Here is a 20,175-nt window from a genome sequence, read left to right as displayed (position 1 = left end):
GAACGGGATAGCGAATAGGGAAGGCGGGGCGTGGCCGGTCAAGGCAAGACAAGGGAAAGTTCGGACCGCAAGATCATGCGCGCGGCCAGGATATTGGCGGCGGCGGAAAAGATCTTGCGCGAAGGCGACGGAGAGCTTGAAATGGGTCAGGTGGCCGAGCAGGCCGGTGTGTCCGTCGGGCTCGCCTATCATTATTTCGGTTCAAAATCCGGTATGCTGGGCGCGATCATCCACGCCTTTTACGATCGCTACAATCATGTGGTGAACCAGTATATTGATCCGGATATCACCTGGCGCGTGCGGGAAAAAAGCCGGCTGATGGCCGCTGCAGAATTTCTCTACAATGATCCGATGGCGCCGGTCATCCTCGGGAAAATGGCCCGGACCAACCAGGTCGCGGCGGTGGAAGCGGCCCGCCATGAAGAAATGGTCGAAATGGCGATCCGCAATATCAATTTCGGCATCAGGCGCGGCGATATCGGTTCCCATATCGATCCGACGATAGCCGGCGCAGCGATCACCGGTGCGATACGCAGTGGGATCATCCACGCCATGGGTATGGAGCCGAGGCCGGACCCGGCCAAGCTGACCCACCAGATATGGGGTATGATTGCCGGAGCACTCGATATCGAGCGATAAGCCTTAATGCCGTTCGATCAGGTCCCATTTGTTGCCGAACGGATCGCGAAACACCACCACTTTGCCGTAGCTTTCGACTCGCGGCTCCTCGATTATATCGATGCCGGCCCGCTCCATCAGCGCAAGATCGCCGTCAAAATCATAGGTTTCGAGAAACAGGAATACCCGGCCACCGGCCTGTTCGCCGATGATCTCCTCCTGCGCTTCGTTGGTCGCCTTGGCCAGCAGCAGTCGCGTTTCGGTGCTTCCGGGCGGCGCCACCAGCACCCAGCGCTTGTCCTCGGAAATCTCGGTGTCTTCGATCAGTTCAAAACCCATCAGGCCGACATAGAAAGCGATAGCCTGATCATAATCGGGAACAATCAGGCTGATGGCGGAGATAAACTGGGTCATGAGGATTTCGGTTGTTGAAGGGGGAAAATGGCAGGAGTGCACGGACTCGAACCGTGGGCCCTCGGTTTTGGAGACCGATGCTCTACCAACTGAGCTACACTCCTGCACGGGCCGTATCACCCTTGCGAAACAGCCGGTTCGCGCGCCTTAGCGTCCCGAGACGATTTCGGCAAGCGTGATTGTTCGCTCCTGTGTCGAAATGCAATATGGTTAAATTTCCCCCGCCCGCTGTTTACCGAAGCTCGGAAGAGGGGATTTACCCGGGAAGACGAAACAGCTTCTGTCGCGGTTTCTTCATTGACCAGGTGAGCCACCGCCAAAGCCGAAGCCCACGCTTAGGAAGCAGACATGACAGATTCACTGGTTCACAGATCACCGATTTCCGCAGTCAGCCCCCAGCCGGCCATGCCCTATGCCGTCCCATCCGGTGAAGAGTGCAGTGCGCCCCAGCACCGGGTTGCGATTCCGGCCAAGATGCGCTTTTCCTGCTCCAGCAGCTTTGCGGTGGAAGTCACTGCCATGTCGCTCGCCGGCTTTACATGCGACGCCCTGCAGAGCGCGCATCCCGGTACATTATGCTGGCTGACATTGCCGGGGCTCGGCGCGCTCGAGGCCGCGGTCGTCCGCAACGGCAACCAGGGCATCGCCTGCTCTTTCCGGAACAAGCTCAATCCGGCGGTACTGGACCATTATATCGCCAAATATCAGGCCCCTTAGCTGGTCCTGACATTTTGTCGGCTTTCCCGGACGGGGTGACTGCTGTTAGGGTCATCATCCCATTCTGCTCCGGAGGAAGAAATGACAGACGCTGCTCCCGTTCCCAACAAGCCCGAACCGCTGAAAGTCATGCGCATTTTCCGTGGGAAGGACGCGCCCAGTCTCGATGAGGCGGGGCACATGACCTATGTCGATGACGATCCGGTCATTCTCGATGGCGCAGCGAAGCTTGGCGAAGCCGGGATTGGCGAGGGGGCGGTGCTGAAATGCCTGTTCAGCGGCTTCGGCTTTTCGCTCCACTATGTCTGGTTCAAGCCAGGCTATCCGCTACCGCTGCACAGCCATGACAGCGACTGTCTCTATTATCTGATCAGCGGCGATATCCGCATGGGCACCGAGGAGATGGCCGCGGGTGACGGCTTCTTCCTGCCCGCCGGTACGCCTTACACCTATACGATCGGGGATGAAGGCGTCGAACTGCTCGAATTCCGGACGCAGGAGGATTTCGACATCCAATTCAAGGGCAAAACCGAATCCTATTGGGAAAAGATGCTCGAAAAGCTCCGCGCCGAACAGCCGAAATGGAAAGAGGCGCTGCCCCCGGTCAGGGACTATCGCAACGCCTGAACCGGGGGCTGTTTCCCCTTATTCTGCGGCTTGCAATTGCGGCGCAAAAATCCGGTTCAGTTCGTCATCATCCGCCTCGGTCAGGCGATCCACCCACTGGTGAAAAGCCTGCCCGCCGCCTTCGTTGCGGCCGAACCAGACCTTGTCGATAAGGCCGGATTGCAGGGCTTCGTGCTGCCGTTTTCCGGTTTTATAGTCCTCTTCGGCGACCACGACTTCGAGAAAATCGAACTGCTCGCGCGCGCCCTGGCGGACGGCGTCATCGGTCGGTTCATGTTCCATCACATAGAACTGGGTCGTGTAACTTTCGCCGACCTTCTCGCCCGGGAACAGCTGCGAGATCATCGCTCCGCGCCCGCCGCCGCCATAGAAGCTGGCGATCGAGATATGCGGGAAGATCGTCCAGACGCCCTGTAACAGCGCGTCGATCGGCCAGTCTTTTTCATCCATCTCGGTAAGGTCAAGCTGCTCGTCGCTGCCGGTTTTCTGGATGAATTTCGATGGGGAGGAAAGGCGCTGGTGCGGACCCCAAGCGAAATAGTTCGCCCGGTTGAAAAAGTCGGAACCGAACGTGTCTTTATGAAGAACCGGCAGATGGTAGAAATCGAGATAGCCGTCATAGGCGGTCTTCCAGTTCGGCCCCGGAATGGTCCGCTGGTCAAACAGGTGCCAGCCATCAAAGCCGAAATGCTCGAGCAGGCTGTCATAGCCGCAGAGATAGGATTCGATATCCAGTTTGCTGTTCGGATCGAGCGTCACCCAGATCAGGCCCGCCCGCTCCAGCGTCGGGAATTTCTGCAGGCAGAAATTCGCCTTGTCGACCGTTCCGAAATCTTTCGGCGAGGCGATTGCGAGCAGGTCGCCATCATTTTTGAAGGTCCAGCCGTGATAGCCGCAGGTGAAGCGTGACGCCTTGCCGCTGCCCTGCGCCACCGGATTGCCGCGATGGGTGCAGCTGTTGAGAAAGGCCTGGGCGGTGCCGTCTTTCTGCCGCGTGATCAAAACCGGAATGCCGGCCATTTCCATAGCCTTGTAGCAGCCCGGCTCGGGCAGTTCGCAGGATGGCGCCATCATCAACGGCAGCCGCTTGAAGATCAGTTCTTTTTCGCGCTCGAACCGTGCTTCGTCGGTATAGTCGGACGCTGGCACTGCGACCACGTCATCGACCAGTTCCATTGTATCCGCCTTGCCATGCTCGACCAGCGAACGGGTCATTTCCAACAATTGCTGCCGCGACATTTTTCTCTCCTCAGATTCCGGCAGAGATTATCAGATTCGCGCGCGCCGCAAACTATTCTTTATGCGAAGGGGGGTGGGCCGGCAATTTCGCCGGATCGGGCTCGTTGCGGGTCCAGATCCAGCTGCCACTGATCAGCGCAGCGGCGATCGGGATGAGGTTCCACGGCAGTTTGACAAACAGCAGGGCGAGCACACAGCTGACCGCAAAAGCCACCGTGGCGGCCCATTTGCCGCGCCGGGTAATTGCCCGCCGCTCGCGCCAGTTTTTGATATGATGGCCGAAGACATGATGCTCGACCAGCCAGGCTTCCAGCCGCGGCGAACTGTTGGCGAAGCAGAAAGCGGCGAGAATCATGAACGGCACCGTGGGGAGCAAGGGCAGGATGATGCCGATGCCGCCCAGGCCAAGCGAAGCCAGTCCGGCCACCAGATAGAATTGTCGCTTCATTCGGTGCCGATAGCACGCAATTGCGCAAATATCACGGTATCTGCACTTGCAATATTATCAAGAATGGAACAAGTAACATATACTATTCATGTAGCAGGGTCGGGATAGGGGATAAATAAATGAGCATCGTAGATACCAATTTCATGTCTCATCTTGAAAGCTTTCAAAGTCAATTGAAAGTAGACAAATTTGATAATGCTGAAGATGCTGAAGCCTATGTCCGATTGAAGAAATTTTCTGCATTTCTTGCTGATTGTCATCTTGATCTGCGCAAGGCCGTGGAGAATATCGATAGTCCGGTTACGCCACTGGGCTATCTTCACCTGACATCGAAAACGGAATTCGGGCTGATGGTGCATTGGCTGAACAAATGGGAGACCTCCCCTCCCGCCTGGTTTTCCGAATGGCTGGCGAAGAGCGAGCTGCACCGGATGGCGTTCGATATACTTCGATATTTGACCAGGGATCTCGCCGCAATCGAAATGAGCGAGCAGGAATATCAGCAGCTGATGGCCCAGGCGAAATCCCCGGGACTGGTGGGCGATGACGGCACGATATTCGGACTGGCGCGCTACGAGCAGCTCGACCCGAAATGGATGGTCGCAACGCTCAACTATGTCCTCAACCTCGTGCATCCTGCGGATATTTATCATCCTTTCCCCAATCCGGAACTGAGGCCTATAGCGTTGTCACCGAAAGCGCGGGGGCCGGAGAAGCCGGACAATCCCGAACCCGTTCTGGGGATTATCGGCGATTGGGGCGGCGGCAATTACGCGGAAACGGGCAGGAACAACGCCTCTGTGGCCAGTCCTGCGATGCGGGTCATCGAAGATGTCAAAAAGCAGCCGACCGACTATCTGATCCATCTGGGTGACACCTATTATGCAGGGACAGCGGAATCGCGACTCGGTCCGGACTCTGCGCACGAGGAGCTGGACAATCTTGTCAGCCTATGGCCGGATCAGGGCCAGGGGCGTAATTTCACGCTGAATTCCAACCACGAAATGTACGGCGCCGGCAAAGGCATTTTCGGTACCGCGCTGACCCAGTCGGAATATTTCGCGGCGCAGAACGGGGCGAGCGTTTTTGCGCTGGAATATCCGATCCGGCCGACCGATGGAAAAGAAGGCCAAAGCTGGCTGGTGCTCGGGCTCGATTCGGCTTATTATTCGGACACCAGAAATGGTATCAAAATGTATATGGAAGGCGCGATTGGCACCGACGGCTTTCTCTTCATTGACCGGCATCGCAAGCAAATCGAAATGATCGAGAATGTCTGCGCAGGGCATCAGGGACCGATCATGGTCATGACCCACCACAATCCGTGCGACACGATCACCGCAGAAACCAATATCCTCTATGATCAGGTCTGCAAGGCAATCGGTTCGCCTCCTTCCTTATGGTATTGGGGGCATGTCCATAATGGGATCGTCTATGACCGGATGATCGTCGGCAAGGACACCACTTCTGTCACCAAGAGCCGCTGCTGTGGCCACGGAGCTGTGCCCTTTGGTCCCGCTTGGGGCCTCGAGAATGCGGCGGTGAAGGACAATATCGATTATTACGCCCATTGCCACGATCCGGCATTTTCCGACGATGTTCCGCGGATGAAAAACGGTTATGCGCTGGTCACCCTGCATGATGATGGCGGCTTCACCGAATCCTTTTACGAGGTCGGTGATACCGAAAATCCGGCCTATTCACGGCGCTGGACGGCCGCAGAAATCGGTCTTGCCTGATAGATTCAGCCCGTTTCAGCCTGCGCCTCTCCGACCCGCTTCGCGCCTGTCGGAGGAGCAAAGCGCAACAGGCAATATCCGAGCAGGCCGGAAACCACCGAACCGCTGATTACGCCCAGCTTGACGGTTTCGATCTGCCCGGGATCGACAAAGGCAAGATTGCCGATGAACAGGCTCATGGTGAAGCCGATGCCGGTCAGGCAGGCGAGACCGTAAAGCTGCAGCCAGGACACGCCGGCGGGCCGTTTCACCAGACCGGTCCGGGTGGCCAGATAGATGCAGCCGAACACGCCAAGCTGTTTTCCGACCACCAGACCGGCGGCAATGCCCAGCGCCAGTGGCGCCATCAGGTCGGATATCTGCAGACCTGCCAGCGATACGCCGGCATTGGCAAAGGCAAATATCGGCAGCACCAGAAAGGCAGTCCAGGGATGCAGGATATGTTCGAGATGTTTCAGCGGCGAGCTGCCGTCCCTGGCGGAGAGGGGGATCGCCAGCGCCGCGATCACCCCGGCGAGCGTAGCGTGGACGCCGGATTTCAGGACGCAGATCCAGAGAAATATGCCGACCAATATATAGGGCGCGGTGCGGATTACGCCCAGCCGGTTCATCGCGAACAGCAACACGGTTCCGCCACCGGCCAGCAACAAGGAGATGCTCGAGACGTCGGCGGTGTAGAACAGAGCGATGATGATGATCGCGCCGATATCGTCGATAATCGCGATCGCGAGCAGCAGCACTTTCAGCGACACCGGTGCATGTTTGCCGAGCAGGGCCAGCACACCGAGCGCAAAGGCGATGTCGGTCGCCGCCGGGATCGCCCAGCCGTTGACATTTTCCGCAATATTCCAGTTGAAATAGAGAAATACCAGCGCCGGGAGCGCCATGCCGCCAACCGCGGCGATAGCCGGGAGCGCCGCTTGCTCAATGCTGGAAAGCTGCCCCTCGATCAGCTCGCGCTTCACTTCCAGGCCAACCAGAAAGAAGAAGATCGCCATCAGGCCGTCGTTGATCCAGAGCGACAGCGGTTTGGCGATTTCCAGCGCGCCAAACTGCAAGGCCACCGGAATGTCGAGAAAGGCCAGATAATAAGGATTGAAGGCGCTGTTCATGGCAACCATTGCCGCCACCGCCGCGCAGAACAGGATGATGCCTGCGCTGGTTTCCCGCGCGATAAATTCCTGCAGCGCCGCGTTCATCTTTCCTACCATCAGGCCATCGTCCTCTTTCCAGAATAGCGGTTACAAAAAAATCGGGGCGGCCAGCCGTCGAGGGGGAAGCTGCCGCCCCAGTGGGGGGAAGGGTAAGCGTGACTAGGCGGTTTCGCCCTGCTGGCGATATGCGGCGCCCCGTTGGATTTTACGGATGCGTTCGGCCAGGCTGCGCTGCAACCGTTGCAGCTCGCGGACCTGTTCGCCATGGTTCTTATGATTGGCGATCTGATCGCCCAGCTTGCGATGTTTGCGGATCAGGCTGTTGCTATATTGTTCCACGACTATCCTCTTTCTATCGTGCATCGGCATCGATAGTGTTGATATGATGCAAGGCAGGTGATAAGTACAATCGAATGAAATTGTCTTTATCAATAGACTGTTTCTATAACATGGAGCAGCGTCATGCCGACATTACGCCAGTTTGAATATCTCGTTGCGGTCGCGGACCAGGGCCATTTCGGCAAGGCTGCACAAGCGGCCGGAGCCTCGCAGCCGACGTTGAGCCACCAACTGCGGACGCTCGAACAAAGACTGGGTGTAACCCTGATCGAGCGGCGCACCCATGGCGCCGAACTCACACCGGTGGGCCGGGAAATTGCCGCGCGTGCGCGGCAGGTTCTGGTCGAGGTCAAGGATATCCGCGATCTGGCCGAACGGGCCAGCGACAGTCTGGCGGGCATATTGCGCTTCGGTGTGTCGCCAACCCTGGGCCCCTATCTGATGCCGCCGGTGATTGCGGCGCTCCACCGCAGCCGTCCGGACCTGCGTTTTTACATGCGCGAGGGGATACCCGATCTGCAGGCAATGGAACTGACCAAAGGGTCTATCGACATGCTGCTGGGGCCGTTGCCGATCGAGGGCGAAAATCTGCATATCGAACCGCTGTTTCGCGAACCGTTGCTGCTGGTCGCGCCTCCCGACCATCCGCTGGCCGCGCACGACCATCTGACCCTGTCCGATCTGGCCGGCTCGCCGGTGCTGAGCATGGACCGACGGCATCACCTTCACCGCGACGTGGCCCGGCAGTGTCAGCAGCATGATATGAACCTGCTGCGCGATTATGAAGGCACCAGCCTGGACAGCGTCCGGCAGATGGTCGCATCCGGGCTGGGACTGGCGATATTGCCCGCGCTTTATGTGCGATCCGAACTGCCCCGCGGCGGCGACGTTGCCTTGCTCGATGTCGAGGGCTGGTCGGTGACCCGCAGCATCGGCGCGGCCTGGCGCACCAATGCCGGCTTTGCCAGCGAATATGCGGCGATAGCGGAGAAAATCGCCGAGGAAGCACGCGTTCTGATGACGGCCTGACGGCTGGAAATCTTTATCGCTTTCACTCTGGGCGAATGATGTTCGCCGCGTTATCCCCTGTCCATGACCATTGATCTTGATCTCCTCGTCAAAGCCTATGCATCGGGTATTTTTCCGATGGCGGACGCCCGGGATGATCCGGAAACCTTCTGGGTCGAGCCCAAGGCGCGCGCGATCATCCCGCTCGACAATTTCCGGATGTCGCGCTCGCTGCGCAAGACCATCAGGTCGGACCGGTTTCGCGTTTCGACCGACAGCGCCTTTGCCGACGTGATCGGGATTTGCGCGAGCGAGGCCGCCGATCGCAAGGAGACCTGGATCAATGCCGAGATCGAGGAGGCGTTCAACCGGCTGCACGAACTCGGCCGTGCGCACAGCGTCGAATGCTGGCTGCAAGATGCCGAAACCGGCGAGGAAAAGCTGGTCGGCGGACTTTATGGACTGGCGATTGGCGGGGCCTTTTGCGGCGAAAGCATGTTCTCGCGCGCCAGCGATGCGTCGAAAGTGGCACTGGCCTGGCTGGTGGCCCGGTTGAAGGTCGGTGGATTTCCGCTGCTCGACTGCCAATTCATGACCGACCATCTGGCATCATTGGGAGCGGTTGAAATCAGCCAGAAAACCTATCTCGAGATGCTCGCGAAAGTGCGGAATTATGCGCCGTCATCGGTATCGGCGATCAAGTCGCCGATCAGGTCTTCTGGCGGGTTGCTGACCGGCGGTGCGGGCCTGGCCGCTGGCGCGGGAGCCGGCGCAGCTCTCGGTGCTGCGGCTGAAGGCGCCGGGGCTTCCGGCACGGTTTCATTTGGCGCGCTCGATATATTATTGGCCAGATTGGACGAGGATGTGCGTGGCGCCGTCGGATTGCCCGAATCCTCGGGCGGATCCTCTTCACCGGGGAAGCTCATCGCGCAGCTTTTAACCCAGACATCATAAATCGGATGCTCGACGACATTCAGCGACGGTGATTCGCGAAACAGCCAGCCGGAAAAAACCCTTTTCCACTGGTCTTCGCCCGACCGGTTGGAGGGGCGGTCGTTGACCAGCAACTGGACAAAGGCGCCCTGTTCCGGGGTTAGTTCCCAGGGCGCCGTCCGCTCGCACGCGCGCAGGCGGACGATTGCGCGGCCGATGCGGATCGACTGGCCCGGCCGCAGCTCGAGATCGCGCGTGAGTCCGTTGCGCTTGTTGAGAAAGCCGAGCGTGGCGACGCGTTCCGCCATCGGTGTTCCGATCTGCTCGGTAACCGATGCGACCAGATCACCGTCGGTGGCAGCAACCTCCCCTTTTTCAGCAGCCTGGCCGGTCGCGTTTTCATCGACATTGTCGTCGCTGAACCACCCGCAACCGGTCAGCAGCAGCATGGCCGCCAGCATCGGAAATGTCACGGAGTGGCGCATCATGCCCGTCATTCCGCTTCGGCGGGGTTCCAGGATTCATAGTCGCCGGTTGCTGCGGCACGGTGGCCGCCTTCTTCCAGTGCCCCTGCCGGGCGATAGGCACGCGCGGTGCCGGTCAGGTTCCCGCTCGGTTCTTTTTCCCAGATGCGCGCTTGCGGCAAATGGCTTTCGGGGATTTCGTCATAGCTGTGATGCAGCCAGCCATGCCATTCCGGCGGCACGCGGCTTGCGTCATTGGAGCCATTGTAAATGACCCAGCGCTGCCCCGCCGGATGGCCGGTCCCGGGCTTTTTCGCCTGATAATAGATATTGCCAAACACATCTTCGCCGACGCGCTTGCCTTTGCGGGCGCTGAACAGGGCGGTGCCGATCGTTGCGCCGTCCCACCAAGTGAATATTTTCGCCAATATGTTCATGCTGTGCGCTTAGCCCCGCAGCCATGCGCTTCGCAATGAAAAAATGTCAAACAGGACGGATGTAAGCGGGCGTCGGGACGGTCACTACCAGGTGACGGTGTCACCCGGCCCGATGCCCAGTTCCGCTGCCCGGCCGGCTGCAATTTCGAGCACCGCACCCACCGGTTCGTTGGAGCGGACCGATTCCAGCGAATAGGGAGGCGTATTGGCGGCGATCGATTCGATTGTCCCGTCCCTGCGAACGAAAATGATATCCAGCGGGATCACCGTATTCTTCATCCAGAAGCTCGCGATGCGATCCTGGGGAAAGGGGAATATCATGCCCTTGTCGGGAGCCAGGCGGGTGCGGAACATCAGACCCTGGGCCTGCTGGGCGCCGCTTTCTGCCACTTCGACGACGAAATCATGCCGGCCATCCGCGGTCCGGACGCTGAGCGGTACCTGTCGGAGTCCCGCCTCGGATACTGGCAGTTCCGCTTGCGTGCTGGCCGCCGCGCTGTCGCCGGTCCGGGCGTAGCAGCCGGAAATGCCGGCCGTGCCAAGCAGGGCCAGGGAAAGCGCGATCGCTTTTGAAATCTTGATCATTCGGGAGGGTCTCTTTTTCAGTCCGACGGGGGCAGGCAGACTTGCACCGCCATATGCCCGCGGTTTCCGTCTCTTATTCGGGTCAGCAACAATTGGCCCGGAGCAATTTCCGCAATCCCGGCGTCACGCAGGGTTTCCATATGGAGGAATATATCGCCGTCGAAATCGTCGCTCACCAGAAAACCATAGCCTTTGGCCCGATTGAACCATTTTACCTCGGCATTGACGAAAGCGGAATCCTCGTCGACGATGTGCATCGCCTGGCGCGAGCCTGTCGGTGGAGACGTATCTTTCTTGGGTCCGCAATCGGAAAGATCAATGTCGAGAATTCTCGTCGCCTGCAGGCCTTTGGGCGCGACGGCATATTCGCAGGTGACCATCGCCATTTCCGGCAATTCCCGCGTGCCGAGCGATTCCAGCAGGCTCCAGTGGACCAATATGTCGGATTGCGGAGCGGGACCGTCTGTGTCGCTATTTTCCGGAACGATGAAGCCGAAGCCGCGATGGCTGTCGAACCATTTTACGCGGCCGGTGGCGCGCAGCAACTCGCCGCCGGTTGATATATGATCATGCTCGCTGTCACCGGGCGCGCGATTACCCGCAGGGTCAGGTTCCGCAAACAAGCTTGCCACTATGCATCTCCGAACAAAACTAAGCCAAATCAAAAATCTAACACATTCCGACTCGGTCGGCACTATATATCATAATATTATTAGGCTGGCGATTCTTGCCGCCAAAGCGCCCGATCCAATTATTGGGCAAAATCTACTTGCCCAGATATGAACTAGTCTTCCACTGTTATTTCTTCGCCGGGTCGGGCGAAGACAAAGCGGGATGCCAGGTCGAAATCATGGCCCGCCCGCAGAAAAGCCTGCAATTGCTTGCGACATTTGTCCGCGTCCTGCTCGGTTTCGGCATAGCAGCCAATTTTCCGCTTGCGGGCAAATTTGTCCGCCGCGGCCCATTTGTTCGCTTCGCTGATCTGAAAGGCTTCCCGCCCGTCCGTTTCACTGATGCCGGCCTGGTAAAGCGCGTGCGAGACCCGGCGGGTTCCATAGCCGCGCCGGATGAGCGACGCGGCCTTGGTCTGGGCATATAATGCGTCGTCAATATAGCCCTGATCAACGAAACGCGCGATCAGCTGTTCGACTGCCGGCGGCTCGGTATCCAGCCATTCCCTTTCGCGGATTTTCCGGTGCAGATAATCGGCGAGTTTTTTGCGGCTCGTTGCATATCGTTCGACATAGCGTATAGCCAGCCGATGCAAGCTCTCCTGATCTAACGTTTTAACGCTGTTTTTCAACGGTTTGACCTTCAACTATGCCCTTTGCCCTTTTTGTGCCACAGTCGGGCCGAAATTTAAACGCCAGAGGTTAGCAATGACATTGGCAGATGCGGCTGAATGGGGGGAAAATGACTATTCCTTCCCTGTTAGCGCGAACGAGATTGATTTTGGGAAGGCTGGACCTCCCGGAAATGGATATTGAATGACCGAATTGACACCAACCCCGACCCTGGATGAACTTCCGCGCCGCTTCTCCGATTTCGAGACGCTGGGGGAAGCTCTGGACTATGCGGCCAGAGGGGAAAAGGGCTTCAACTTTCACGATGCCCGCGCTTCGCTGGTTCGGGCCTATCCGTTCAGCGAGTTGCGTGACGACGCACTGGCGGCGGCAAAACGCCTGATCGCTGCTGGCATAAAACCGGGCGACCGGGTGGCGCTGATCGCCGATACCGAGCCGCAGTTTTGCGCGCTTTTCTTCGGCGCTGTTTACGCCGGTGCGCTGCCGGTGCCATTGCCATTGCCGACGTCTTTCGGCGGCAAGGAAAGCTATATCGACCAGATCGGCGTGCAGCTGGACAGCTGCGACCCCGCCCTGTTGCTGTTCCCGGACGAGATTGCCGAACTGGCAGGCCCGGCCGGCCAGTCCCGTTCGATCCCGATCTCCGGCTGGGACGCGTTCGCGCAACAGGACGCATCTGAGGTGGAATTGCCGACAGCCAGCAGCAGCGATATCGCCTATTTGCAATATTCCAGCGGTTCGACCCGCTTTCCGCATGGCGTTGCCGTCTCGCACAAGGCGCTGCTGCACAATCTGGGTTCGCACGCCCACGGCATGCTGATCAATGGTACCGATCGCTGTATCTCCTGGTTGCCTTTTTATCATGACATGGGTCTGGTCGGCTGCTTCCTGTCGATGGTCGCCAACCAGGTGTCGACCGACTATCTCAAGACCGCCGATTTCGCCCGGCGGCCCCTGTCATGGCTGGACCTGATCACCCGCAATCCCGGCACGTCCTGCAGCTTCTCGCCGACCTTCGGCTACGAGATTTGCGCGCGGCGCATCGGCAGCCAGTCCAATGTGCAGGAGCGGTTCGACCTCTCGCGCTGGCGGCTGGCGGGCAATGGCGCCGACATGATTCGGCCCGACGTGATGCAGCGCTTTACCGATGCGTTTGCGCCCGCAGGATTCGACGCCAAGGCCTTCTTGCCGAGCTACGGTCTCGCCGAAGCGACGCTGGCCGTAACCCTGATGCCATCCGGCGAAGGCATGGAAGTCGAACTGGTTGAAGAGACCGAACTGTCCGGCGAGAAAAAGAGCGACGGCAGCCGTCCGAAACGCTATCGCGCGATCGTCAATTGCGGGAAACCGGTTCGCGATACGCAGCTTGAAATCCGTGAGGAAAACGGAGCGGTGCTCGCTGAAAAGGCCGTTGGCAAGGTCTGGATGAAGGGCCCGGCGGTAATGGAATGCTATTATCGCGACCAGGAGGCAACCGATGCCTGTCTGGTCGATGGCTGGCTCGATACCGGCGACATGGGCTATCTGTCGAACGGCTATCTCTACATCGTCGGTCGCGCCAAGGACATGATCATCATCAACGGCAAGAACCACTGGCCGCAGGATATCGAATGGGCGGTGGAACAACTGCCCGGTTTCAAGGCCGGCGATATTGCTGCCTTTGCGATCACGACGCCGGGCGGCGAAGAAACGCCGGCGGTGCTGGTGCAGTGCCGGACATCCGACGAGATCGAAAGGTTGCGGCTGCGCGACGAGATTCGGGACAAGGTGAGGGCCATTACCGGTATGAATTGTGTGATCGAGCTCGTGCCGCCCCGGACCTTGCCAAGAACCAGTTCCGGAAAACTGAGCCGTGCGAAGGCCCGGAACCTGTATCTCTCCGGTGATATTCAGCCTTATGCGGTGGCCGCCTGAAGCGGGACTGCACAAGCGGTCCGGATAGGGCAGAAAAAATTAGCCCGATCCTTACTTTTCGCTAAGAATTTCGTCGTAGGGACGAGCGGTGTTAAGAACATTCGCTCAAACCGGCCTGCCTCGGGTGATCCCGCTCAGCGTGCTGTTAGGCCTGTCCGATCCCCCCGGGGTCGACTGGGGCCGTATCCGTGCGTTGCAGTTCAATGGCAATAACCAGCATGGTCTGCTGAAGATTGTTGCTGCGGTCGTGTGCGGTCTGCTGACCCTGCAACTGGGTGTCGGCCAGGTCAATATCCTGCTGCTCGGTGTCTGGCTCGTATGTTTGTGCGCTGTATATGTCTACGCCCACCTGCTGTACCGAAAGCAGTCTGCCTGGCAGCGGAAATCGATCCACCGATCCGAATTGACGGCTTTCTACCTCATTTCCCTGGCTGGCGGCTCACTGTGGGGCGCTGGATTCCTGCTATTTGCCTTCAGCTCTGACCTGCTGACCATGATACCGGTGTGGGCGACCATCATCTGTCTGATGGTGGGCTCGGCGATGCTCTTGTCGAATATGCCGCTCAGCAGCATCTTGTTCATATCATCGTCCAGCGCAGCGCTAATTTTCGGCTGGCTCTATATCGGCAGCCCCCATCTGGCCTTGGCCACTCTGGCAATCGCGGTCCTGCTGATTTCCGGATGCCTGATGTCCGGCCGGTCGTTCATTGACCGGCGGGTCGCGGAAGCCAGTCTCAACGAGAAAAGCGAAGTGGTCAGCCTGTTGCTCAAGGAATTTGAGGATACCGGCGCCGACTGGCTCTGGCAGACCGATACCTCCCGCCGCATCATGCATGTTTCGCCGCGATTCGCCCATGCGATAGGACAGCCTACCGAAGAGATCGAAGGCAAGCCGTTTCTGCAGCTGGTCGCCGGAGAAGCCTGGGACAGCGGGAAATTCTCGACCGCCCTGCACGAACTGGCGGAAAAGCTGAAACAGCGCGACAGTTTCAGCAACATGCTGGTGCCCGTGCAGATCAATGGCGAAACCCGCTGGTGGGAATTGTCCGCTTCTCCGAAGCTTGATGACAATGGCGTGTTTCATGGTTTTCGCGGTGTCGGCTCGGACATTACGGAACAGCGCCAGTCGGCGGACAAGATTTCGCAACTCGCCAGATTCGATACGCTCACGCGTCTCCCCAATCGCCTGCAGCTGACCGACGCGGTCAGCAAGGCTATGCAGACAGCCGAGAAATGGAACGGCCGCTGCGGATTCATGATGATCGATCTCGACCGGTTCAAGGCCGTGAACGATACGCTCGGCCACCCGGTGGGCGACCGGTTGCTGGCCCGCGTAGCCGACCGGTTGCGTTCGATCATGACCGACAACGAGCTGTGCGGGCGTCTCGGAGGGGACGAATTTGCCATCGTGATCAAGGAAGCGAGCGACACCCAATATATGGAATTGCTGGCCGAGAGGATCATCGACACCCTCTCGCGGCCCTATGAGGTTGACCAGCACACGTTATATATCGGTGCCAGCGTCGGTACGGCGATTGGTCCGCGTGACGGGCGCACGGTCGAAATGCTGATGCGCAGCGCCGATCTCGCGCTTTACCGGTCCAAGGATCAGGGCGGCGGGGCCTACACCCATTATGAGCCGAAGCTTCATGTCCAGGCAGAAGAACGGCGAGTCATGGAAATAGCGCTGCGCAAGGCGCTTGAGAATGACGAACTGTCGCTCAATTACCAGCCGGTTGTCAGTGCGGACTCCGGCGGCGTTGTCGGCTTCGAGGCTTTGTTGCGCTGGACCAGTCCGGAATTCGGCGTTGTTTCCCCTGCCAAATTCGTACCGTTGGCCGAAGAAGCGCGGCTGATCGTTCCGATCGGCGAATGGGTCTTGCGGACGGCATGCAAGGAAGCGCTGGCCTGGCCCGCCTCGGTCAAGGTCGCGGTCAATGTGTCGGCGGACCAGTTGACCGAAGTGAATTTTCTTTCGATGCTGGTCTCCGCGCTCGAGGAAAGCGGGCTTCCGCCCAGCCGTCTGGAGATAGAGGTTACCGAAAGCATCTTCATGCGCGAGGGCAACGGCGCTGCAGAAGTGCTCGATCAGATCATTGCACTGGGCGTCAACCTCTCGCTTGACGATTTTGGCACCGGCTATAGCTCGCTCGGCTATCTGCGCAAAACCCGTTTCAACACGATCAAGATCGACCGCAGTTTCGTTCAGGGTGCCGCCAAAAATGCTCCGGAAAGTCTTGCCATCATCCGGGCGGTCGTCGCCATGGCGGATTCTCTGGGCATGTCCACGACCGCCGAGGGCGCGGAAACCGAAGAAGAAGTGCAGATGATCAAGCGGCTGGGTTGTCGCAAGATCCAGGGCTATTATTTCGGTCGTCCGATGATCCCTGCCGATGCCAGGCAATTGTTCCGTTCATATGAACCGGGACATCTGGAATATAGCAAGAAGACCGCCTGAGTCCGTCCAGCCGGACTATTTTTTCGTCAGCCTTTTCTCGATGCCGCGCCAGATCCGGGCATAGGCCTGTGCGGCAGGGCTGCGCGGTGCGAAGCTGCCGACCGGCTGCTGCAATTTGGTCATATGTTCAACGGCGCTCGACATTGGAATGACCGGCCATTTCGGTTTGCGGGCCAGGCCCTCGTTGTGAATCGAGCGGCGTCTGTCGACCATCGTATAGACCGGCAGCAATGGCGCGTGTTTCTTGCTGTTGCTGTTCAGAAACATCTGGACATCGGTGAGCGCGCGTTCCGACAGCGGGGAGGGGATTGTCGGTACAATCACAATATCGGCGTTGCGCAATATCTGTTCGCTGGTTTCGGTCAGTCCGGGCGGGCAATCGAGAATGATCCGGTCATAATTCTTGCCGATTTCCTTCAGCAGCTTGCCGAGATGCCGTTTCTTGCTGATCTGGAAGAACAGCCGGTCGAGACCGCGCAACGATACGTCGGCGGCCAGAATATCGAGATTCTCCACGTCCGTATGCTTGATCAGCTTTTCCGGTTTGACATCGCCGGCGACCATGGCGCGCGCGCGGTCCTTTTTCGACTTGTCGCCCTTGAGAATGAACGAAGCGGCGCCTTGCGGATCCAGGTCCCAGAGCAATGTCCGCCGTGAGCTGCCGACGGCGCTGTTCCATGCCAGATTCACTGCGGTGCAGCTTTTGCCGACGCCACCTTTCATACTGTACACTGCGATTACCGCCATTGTCTTTCCCGGTCCGTTCTATCCCAATCCGCCGGAAGCAAATCGCGTCAGAGTATTTCCTGTACGATATCCTGCGGCCGGCACAGTCTGACTCCCTTGTCGGTCTCGACCAGCGGCCGGTTGATCAGGATCGGCTCCCTGGCCATGGCATCCAGAATCTGGTCGGCAGTGGCGTCATCTTTTGTCAGCCCCAACTCCTCGGCCGGGGAACCGCGGACTCGTAGGCCTTCCTGCGGCGTCATTCCAGCATCGCTGTACAGCTGTTCCAGCTTGGCACGGCTGGGCGGGTTTTTCAGATATTCGACAACGGTCAGGTCAACACCGGGCGTTTCTTCCAGTATCGCCAAGGTCTTGCGCGACGTCCCGCATTTCGGATTGTGCCAGATGGTTGCTTTCATATGTCTTTCCCGATTCGTCAAAAGACCTTCATAAACACGAATTGACGGGTTGGTTCAAAGAAAACCGGAGCGACGCGAGCTGGCTTTTGCGTTCGAACGGGCTCAATCCTTGGGGGTGAGCGCCGGAACCGCCTTGGCGGCATCTTCGGGGTCGATCCCCGGCGGCGGGGCGGCGCTGAGCACGGTTTCGCCGCGGGCCACGCGTCCGGCCCGCTGAATCGCCTCGCGGATGCGCGGATAGGTGCCGCAGCGGCAGATATTGGTAATTGCCTCGTCAATCGCCGCTTTCGACGGATTGGAATTTTTCTTCAGCAATACCGCCGCCGCCATGATCATGCCGGACTGGCAGAAGCCGCATTGCGGGACATTCTCTGCCGCCCAGGCCTGTTGCACCGGATGGCTGCGATCGCGCGACAGCGCTTCTATCGTCGTGACAAAACGGCCCTCCATCTCGCCGATGGTGACCAGACAGGAGCGGATCGCCTCACCGTCGACCTCGACCATACAGGCGCCACAATCGCCGGTGCCGCAGCCATATTTGGTACCGGTAAGATTGGACGCGTCGCGCAGCGCCCATAGCAGGGGCGTTTCCGGGTCCATCCGGTACTGGACCGGACGGTCATTGACGGTGAATTTGGTCATGGCGTCCTGCTCGTCATCCTGAACTTGTTTCAGGACCTCCTGCTAGTGGCTTATGCAATAAGAGATGCTGAAACAAGTTCGGCATGACGAAAGCGGTTATTACTCCCGCCAGCTTTTGTCTTCGCGATCGATCAGCCGTACCATCGCGTCGAATTCCGGGACGCCCTGCTGCAGCGGATCGATCGAGGCCTGCGACAGATTGTCGAGATGCTTCCGGATTACCTCTTCGCCGATCATCACCGGCTTGCCCATCGACAGGGTCTGCATCTGGATTTCGCAGGCGCGTTGCAGCACCCAGTGGTTGAGAAAGGCCTGTTCCAGCGTCCGGCCCATCACCACCGGTCCGTGATTTTCCAGCATCATCATCCGTTTCTTGCCAAGGCTGGCGAGAAAGCGCGGGCCTTCATCCTGGTGCACCGTAATGCCTTCAAACTTGTGATAGGCGAGGCGCGGGACGATGGCGGCGGCGTAGAAATTGATCGGCTGCAGGCCGCCTTCAACCGACGATACCGCCATGGTCGCGGTCGTGTGGGTGTGGATGATCGCGTGGACGTCCGGCAATTCGCGATGGAACAGGCTGTGCTGGGTGAAGCCGGCCTTGTTGACCGGAAAGGTCGAGCCATCGAGCGTGTTGCCGTCGATATCGATCTTGACCAGGTTCGAGGCGCTCACTTCGCTGAAATGCAGACCATAGGGATTGATCAGAAAGGCGTCATCTTCGCCCGGTACCTTGAGCGTGACATGATTGAAGATCATCTCGTCCCAGCCGAGATAGGCGAAAATCCGGTAGCAGGCTGCGAGCCGCTGGCGGGCTTTCCATTCTGCTTCGCTGCAGCTGGACTGGACGTTGATCGCGGTTGCCATTTCTCTCTCCTCGAATCGGCTCTTATTATCTTTGTTCGGCATATTATAGCAAAGCCCCGAAAAGACGAATGCAAAGCGCCTGTCATTCGCGCAAAGAATCGTGTAAAAGCTTGCCTCGGTTCCAAGAAATTGATAGGCGGCGCGAGATTGAAGCAGATTGATTCTGCTGCAAACCCTTTTTTATGGCTTTTACACTAATATTGGCCGGAAGAAATTGCTTCTGGACCGCTACGAAATCTGAACGGAGTTACTCAGTCTTATGCAAATCATGGTTCGCGATAATAATGTTGATCAGGCCCTCCGGGCGCTCAAGAAAAAATTGCAGCGTGAAGGCGTCTATCGCGAAATGAAGCTTCGTCGCCATTATGAAAAGCCATCCGAAAAGCGCGCTCGCGAAAAGGCTGCTGCCGTTCGCCGCGCCCGCAAGATGGACCGCAAGCGCATGGAACGCGACGGCCTTATTTAAACGCTTCGGCTCCACGAATATAAGGTAGCCTGCCCATGTCTGTTACGACGGTTCCGATTCACCCCATCAAAAAGGGTTCGCTGACCAAGATCTGGATCGGCGTGCTGCTGGTTGTCGCTGTCGCGCTCGGCCTTGCCTATGCCGGGACCCAGAATGCCGTTGTTGTCGGCGCCTCCAACGAACAGTTTCTGGCAGCCAATGCCGATGAAGATGGCGTCGTGACGACCGATTCCGGGCTGCAGTATAAGGTTATAACGCCCGGCGAGGGACCTTCGCCGATCGCTACCGATACCGCTCTGGTGAGATATGAAGGCACGTTGCGCGATGGCACGGTTTTCGACGCCAACGAGCAGGCGCCGATGCCGGTTGGTGCCGTCGTGCCCGGATTTTCCGAAGCGCTGCAACTGATGCAGAAGGGCGGCGAATATCGCATCTGGATCCCATCTGAACTCGCATATGGCGAAGCGTCTCCCGGCGAGCAGATTCCGCCAAACAGCCTGCTGATCTTCGACGTCGCACTGATCGACTTTATCTCGCAGGCGCAGATGGAAGAGTTGCGCCAGCAAATGCAGGCACAGGGCGCTCCCGGAAATCCGTAAATTCCGGGCCGCTAGCGACCTCCATATTTTCATAATAGCGTTTCCGGATTTTTTTGGAGAA

General features: G+C 58.5%; 23 protein-coding genes, 1 tRNA gene and 1 pseudogene. 10 read left to right on the top strand and 15 right to left on the bottom strand.

Annotated features, from left to right (window positions below; genetic code table 11):
* Positions 1-30 precede the first annotated feature (30 nt).
* Positions 31-639 (top strand): TetR/AcrR family transcriptional regulator, encoded by a 609-nt coding sequence (locus CHN51_RS03675; protein ID WP_100092802.1) that lies wholly within the window; start codon positions 31-33, stop codon positions 637-639.
* A gap of 3 nt (positions 640-642) precedes the next feature.
* On the opposite strand, the gene CHN51_RS03670 is transcribed toward CHN51_RS03675, so the two are convergent.
* Together CHN51_RS03670 and CHN51_RS03665 are read right to left on the bottom strand one after the other, a co-directional pair.
* Positions 643-1,032 carry a VOC family protein gene (locus CHN51_RS03670; RefSeq protein WP_100092801.1) on the bottom strand — a complete coding sequence of 130 codons (390 nt, stop codon included), beginning with the start codon at positions 1,030-1,032 and terminating at the stop codon, positions 643-645.
* A gap of 28 nt (positions 1,033-1,060) precedes the next feature.
* Positions 1,061-1,136 (bottom strand) — tRNA-Trp (locus CHN51_RS03665).
* 244 nt (positions 1,137-1,380) lie between these two features.
* Here CHN51_RS03665 and CHN51_RS03660 point away from each other — a divergent pair.
* Complete coding sequence (locus CHN51_RS03660) at positions 1,381-1,749, top strand: pilus assembly protein PilZ (RefSeq protein WP_100092800.1); 369 nt, start codon at positions 1,381-1,383, stop codon at positions 1,747-1,749.
* Between the two features lie 81 nt (positions 1,750-1,830).
* Positions 1,831-2,376, top strand: a complete 546-nt coding sequence (locus CHN51_RS03655; RefSeq protein ID WP_100092799.1) for a cupin domain-containing protein — start codon at positions 1,831-1,833, stop codon at positions 2,374-2,376.
* Positions 2,377-2,394: 18 nt separating this feature from the next.
* Here CHN51_RS03655 and CHN51_RS03650 read toward each other — a convergent pair whose 3' ends face one another.
* Positions 2,395-3,615, bottom strand: a complete 1,221-nt coding sequence (locus tag CHN51_RS03650) for an aromatic ring-hydroxylating dioxygenase subunit alpha (protein WP_100092798.1) — start codon at positions 3,613-3,615, stop codon at positions 2,395-2,397.
* Between the two features lie 52 nt (positions 3,616-3,667).
* Entirely contained in the window at positions 3,668-4,063 is a 396-nt protein-coding gene (locus tag CHN51_RS03645) for a YbaN family protein (protein ID WP_100092797.1), read from the bottom strand.
* 119 nt (positions 4,064-4,182) lie between these two features.
* Here CHN51_RS03645 and CHN51_RS03640 point away from each other — a divergent pair, with 119 nt between their 5' ends.
* Positions 4,183-5,802, top strand: a complete 1,620-nt coding sequence (locus CHN51_RS03640) for a hypothetical protein (protein ID WP_100092796.1) — start codon at positions 4,183-4,185, stop codon at positions 5,800-5,802.
* Positions 5,803-5,807: 5 nt separating this feature from the next.
* Here CHN51_RS03640 and nhaA read toward each other — a convergent pair whose 3' ends face one another.
* Together nhaA and CHN51_RS03630 are read right to left on the bottom strand one after the other, a co-directional pair.
* A complete protein-coding gene (gene nhaA / locus CHN51_RS03635) occupies positions 5,808-7,013 on the bottom strand; it encodes a Na+/H+ antiporter NhaA (protein ID WP_206169964.1) in 1,206 nt (401 codons plus the stop codon).
* A gap of 102 nt (positions 7,014-7,115) precedes the next feature.
* Positions 7,116-7,295, bottom strand: a complete 180-nt coding sequence (locus CHN51_RS03630; RefSeq protein WP_100092794.1) for a hypothetical protein — start codon at positions 7,293-7,295, stop codon at positions 7,116-7,118.
* A gap of 123 nt (positions 7,296-7,418) precedes the next feature.
* Here CHN51_RS03630 and CHN51_RS03625 point away from each other — a divergent pair, with 123 nt between their 5' ends.
* Both CHN51_RS03625 and aat read left to right on the top strand, forming a co-directional pair.
* A complete protein-coding gene (locus tag CHN51_RS03625) occupies positions 7,419-8,324 on the top strand; it encodes a hydrogen peroxide-inducible genes activator (protein WP_100092793.1) in 906 nt (301 codons plus the stop codon).
* A 63-nt stretch (positions 8,325-8,387) separates the two neighbouring features.
* Positions 8,388-9,257 (top strand): leucyl/phenylalanyl-tRNA--protein transferase, encoded by an 870-nt coding sequence (gene aat, locus CHN51_RS03620; protein ID WP_100092792.1) that lies wholly within the window; start codon positions 8,388-8,390, stop codon positions 9,255-9,257.
* 35 nt (positions 9,258-9,292) lie between these two features.
* Here aat and CHN51_RS03615 read toward each other — a convergent pair.
* The 5 genes and pseudogenes from CHN51_RS03615 to CHN51_RS03595 form a co-directional block, all read right to left on the bottom strand.
* A pseudogene (locus CHN51_RS03615) lies at positions 9,293-9,544 on the bottom strand (DUF2155 domain-containing protein); the annotation flags it as partial.
* 185 nt (positions 9,545-9,729) lie between these two features.
* The gene (locus CHN51_RS03610) at positions 9,730-10,137 is read right to left on the bottom strand and encodes an NADH:ubiquinone oxidoreductase subunit NDUFA12 (protein ID WP_100092791.1); all 408 of its coding nucleotides are present in this window, start codon (positions 10,135-10,137) and stop codon (positions 9,730-9,732) included.
* Positions 10,138-10,221: 84 nt separating this feature from the next.
* Positions 10,222-10,722, bottom strand: coding sequence for a DUF192 domain-containing protein (locus tag CHN51_RS03605; RefSeq protein WP_206169962.1), 501 nt, complete (start codon positions 10,720-10,722; stop codon positions 10,222-10,224).
* 17 nt (positions 10,723-10,739) lie between these two features.
* Complete coding sequence (locus CHN51_RS03600; RefSeq protein WP_123906225.1) at positions 10,740-11,354, bottom strand: cold shock domain-containing protein; 615 nt, start codon at positions 11,352-11,354, stop codon at positions 10,740-10,742.
* Between the two features lie 152 nt (positions 11,355-11,506).
* Positions 11,507-11,989 (bottom strand): regulatory protein RecX, encoded by a 483-nt coding sequence (locus CHN51_RS03595; protein WP_240616855.1) that lies wholly within the window; start codon positions 11,987-11,989, stop codon positions 11,507-11,509.
* Positions 11,990-12,209: 220 nt separating this feature from the next.
* On the opposite strand from CHN51_RS03595, the gene CHN51_RS03590 reads away from it, so the two are divergent.
* Both CHN51_RS03590 and CHN51_RS03585 read left to right on the top strand, forming a co-directional pair.
* The gene (locus CHN51_RS03590) at positions 12,210-13,940 is read left to right on the top strand and encodes a fatty acyl-AMP ligase (protein ID WP_100092787.1); all 1,731 of its coding nucleotides are present in this window, start codon (positions 12,210-12,212) and stop codon (positions 13,938-13,940) included.
* A gap of 88 nt (positions 13,941-14,028) precedes the next feature.
* Positions 14,029-16,398 (top strand): GGDEF and EAL domain-containing protein, encoded by a 2,370-nt coding sequence (locus CHN51_RS03585; protein WP_240616854.1) that lies wholly within the window; start codon positions 14,029-14,031, stop codon positions 16,396-16,398.
* 15 nt (positions 16,399-16,413) lie between these two features.
* Here CHN51_RS03585 and CHN51_RS03580 read toward each other — a convergent pair whose 3' ends face one another.
* The 4 genes from CHN51_RS03580 to CHN51_RS03565 all read right to left on the bottom strand — a co-directional run bounded on the left by CHN51_RS03580 (position 16,414) and on the right by CHN51_RS03565 (position 19,049).
* Complete coding sequence (locus CHN51_RS03580; RefSeq protein WP_100092786.1) at positions 16,414-17,145, bottom strand: AAA family ATPase; 732 nt, start codon at positions 17,143-17,145, stop codon at positions 16,414-16,416.
* Positions 17,146-17,192: 47 nt separating this feature from the next.
* Positions 17,193-17,543, bottom strand: coding sequence for an arsenate reductase (glutaredoxin) (gene arsC / locus CHN51_RS03575; protein WP_100092785.1), 351 nt, complete (start codon positions 17,541-17,543; stop codon positions 17,193-17,195).
* 102 nt (positions 17,544-17,645) lie between these two features.
* Complete coding sequence (locus CHN51_RS03570) at positions 17,646-18,185, bottom strand: (2Fe-2S)-binding protein (protein WP_100092784.1); 540 nt, start codon at positions 18,183-18,185, stop codon at positions 17,646-17,648.
* A gap of 99 nt (positions 18,186-18,284) precedes the next feature.
* Positions 18,285-19,049 carry a class II aldolase/adducin family protein gene (locus CHN51_RS03565; RefSeq protein WP_100092783.1) on the bottom strand — a complete coding sequence of 255 codons (765 nt, stop codon included), beginning with the start codon at positions 19,047-19,049 and terminating at the stop codon, positions 18,285-18,287.
* A 259-nt stretch (positions 19,050-19,308) separates the two neighbouring features.
* Here CHN51_RS03565 and rpsU point away from each other — a divergent pair, with 259 nt between their 5' ends.
* Both rpsU and CHN51_RS03555 read left to right on the top strand, forming a co-directional pair.
* On the top strand, positions 19,309-19,515 hold the full coding sequence (rpsU, locus tag CHN51_RS03560; protein WP_067197663.1) for a 30S ribosomal protein S21: 207 nt from the start codon (positions 19,309-19,311) through the stop codon (positions 19,513-19,515).
* 35 nt (positions 19,516-19,550) lie between these two features.
* Positions 19,551-20,114, top strand: coding sequence for an FKBP-type peptidyl-prolyl cis-trans isomerase (locus CHN51_RS03555; protein WP_100092782.1), 564 nt, complete (start codon positions 19,551-19,553; stop codon positions 20,112-20,114).
* The last annotated feature ends 61 nt before the right edge of the window (positions 20,115-20,175 follow it).

This window comes from Sphingorhabdus sp. YGSMI21, from assembly GCF_002776575.1.
In the GTDB taxonomy this organism is placed as follows: Bacteria; Pseudomonadota; Alphaproteobacteria; order Sphingomonadales; family Sphingomonadaceae; genus Parasphingorhabdus.
This window is presented reverse-complemented; position numbering and strand designations above follow the sequence as displayed.

Bases quoted from the DNA above. Each gene is read 5' to 3' on its own strand.
- CHN51_RS03625 (WP_100092793.1), top strand. From the start codon at position 7,419: ATGCCGACATTACGCCAGTTTGAATATCTCGTTGCGGTCGCGGACCAG.
- rpsU (WP_067197663.1), top strand. From the start codon at position 19,309: ATGCAAATCATGGTTCGCGATAATAATGTTGATCAGGCCCTCCGGGCG.
- CHN51_RS03660 (WP_100092800.1), top strand. From the start codon at position 1,381: ATGACAGATTCACTGGTTCACAGATCACCGATTTCCGCAGTCAGCCCC.
- CHN51_RS03590 (WP_100092787.1), top strand. From the start codon at position 12,210: ATGACCGAATTGACACCAACCCCGACCCTGGATGAACTTCCGCGCCGC.
- CHN51_RS03655 (WP_100092799.1), top strand. From the start codon at position 1,831: ATGACAGACGCTGCTCCCGTTCCCAACAAGCCCGAACCGCTGAAAGTC.
- CHN51_RS03640 (WP_100092796.1), top strand. From the start codon at position 4,183: ATGAGCATCGTAGATACCAATTTCATGTCTCATCTTGAAAGCTTTCAA.
- CHN51_RS03565 (WP_100092783.1), bottom strand. From the start codon at position 19,049: ATGGCAACCGCGATCAACGTCCAGTCCAGCTGCAGCGAAGCAGAATGG.
- CHN51_RS03555 (WP_100092782.1), top strand. From the start codon at position 19,551: ATGTCTGTTACGACGGTTCCGATTCACCCCATCAAAAAGGGTTCGCTG.
- CHN51_RS03610 (WP_100092791.1), bottom strand. From the start codon at position 10,137: ATGAACATATTGGCGAAAATATTCACTTGGTGGGACGGCGCAACGATC.
- CHN51_RS03570 (WP_100092784.1), bottom strand. From the start codon at position 18,185: ATGACCAAATTCACCGTCAATGACCGTCCGGTCCAGTACCGGATGGAC.
- CHN51_RS03650 (WP_100092798.1), bottom strand. From the start codon at position 3,615: ATGTCGCGGCAGCAATTGTTGGAAATGACCCGTTCGCTGGTCGAGCAT.
- CHN51_RS03605 (WP_206169962.1), bottom strand. From the start codon at position 10,722: ATGATCAAGATTTCAAAAGCGATCGCGCTTTCCCTGGCCCTGCTTGGC.
- CHN51_RS03670 (WP_100092801.1), bottom strand. From the start codon at position 1,032: ATGACCCAGTTTATCTCCGCCATCAGCCTGATTGTTCCCGATTATGAT.
- CHN51_RS03645 (WP_100092797.1), bottom strand. From the start codon at position 4,063: ATGAAGCGACAATTCTATCTGGTGGCCGGACTGGCTTCGCTTGGCCTG.
- aat (WP_100092792.1), top strand. From the start codon at position 8,388: ATGACCATTGATCTTGATCTCCTCGTCAAAGCCTATGCATCGGGTATT.
- arsC (WP_100092785.1), bottom strand. From the start codon at position 17,543: ATGAAAGCAACCATCTGGCACAATCCGAAATGCGGGACGTCGCGCAAG.
- nhaA (WP_206169964.1), bottom strand. From the start codon at position 7,013: ATGGTAGGAAAGATGAACGCGGCGCTGCAGGAATTTATCGCGCGGGAA.
- CHN51_RS03580 (WP_100092786.1), bottom strand. From the start codon at position 17,145: ATGGCGGTAATCGCAGTGTACAGTATGAAAGGTGGCGTCGGCAAAAGC.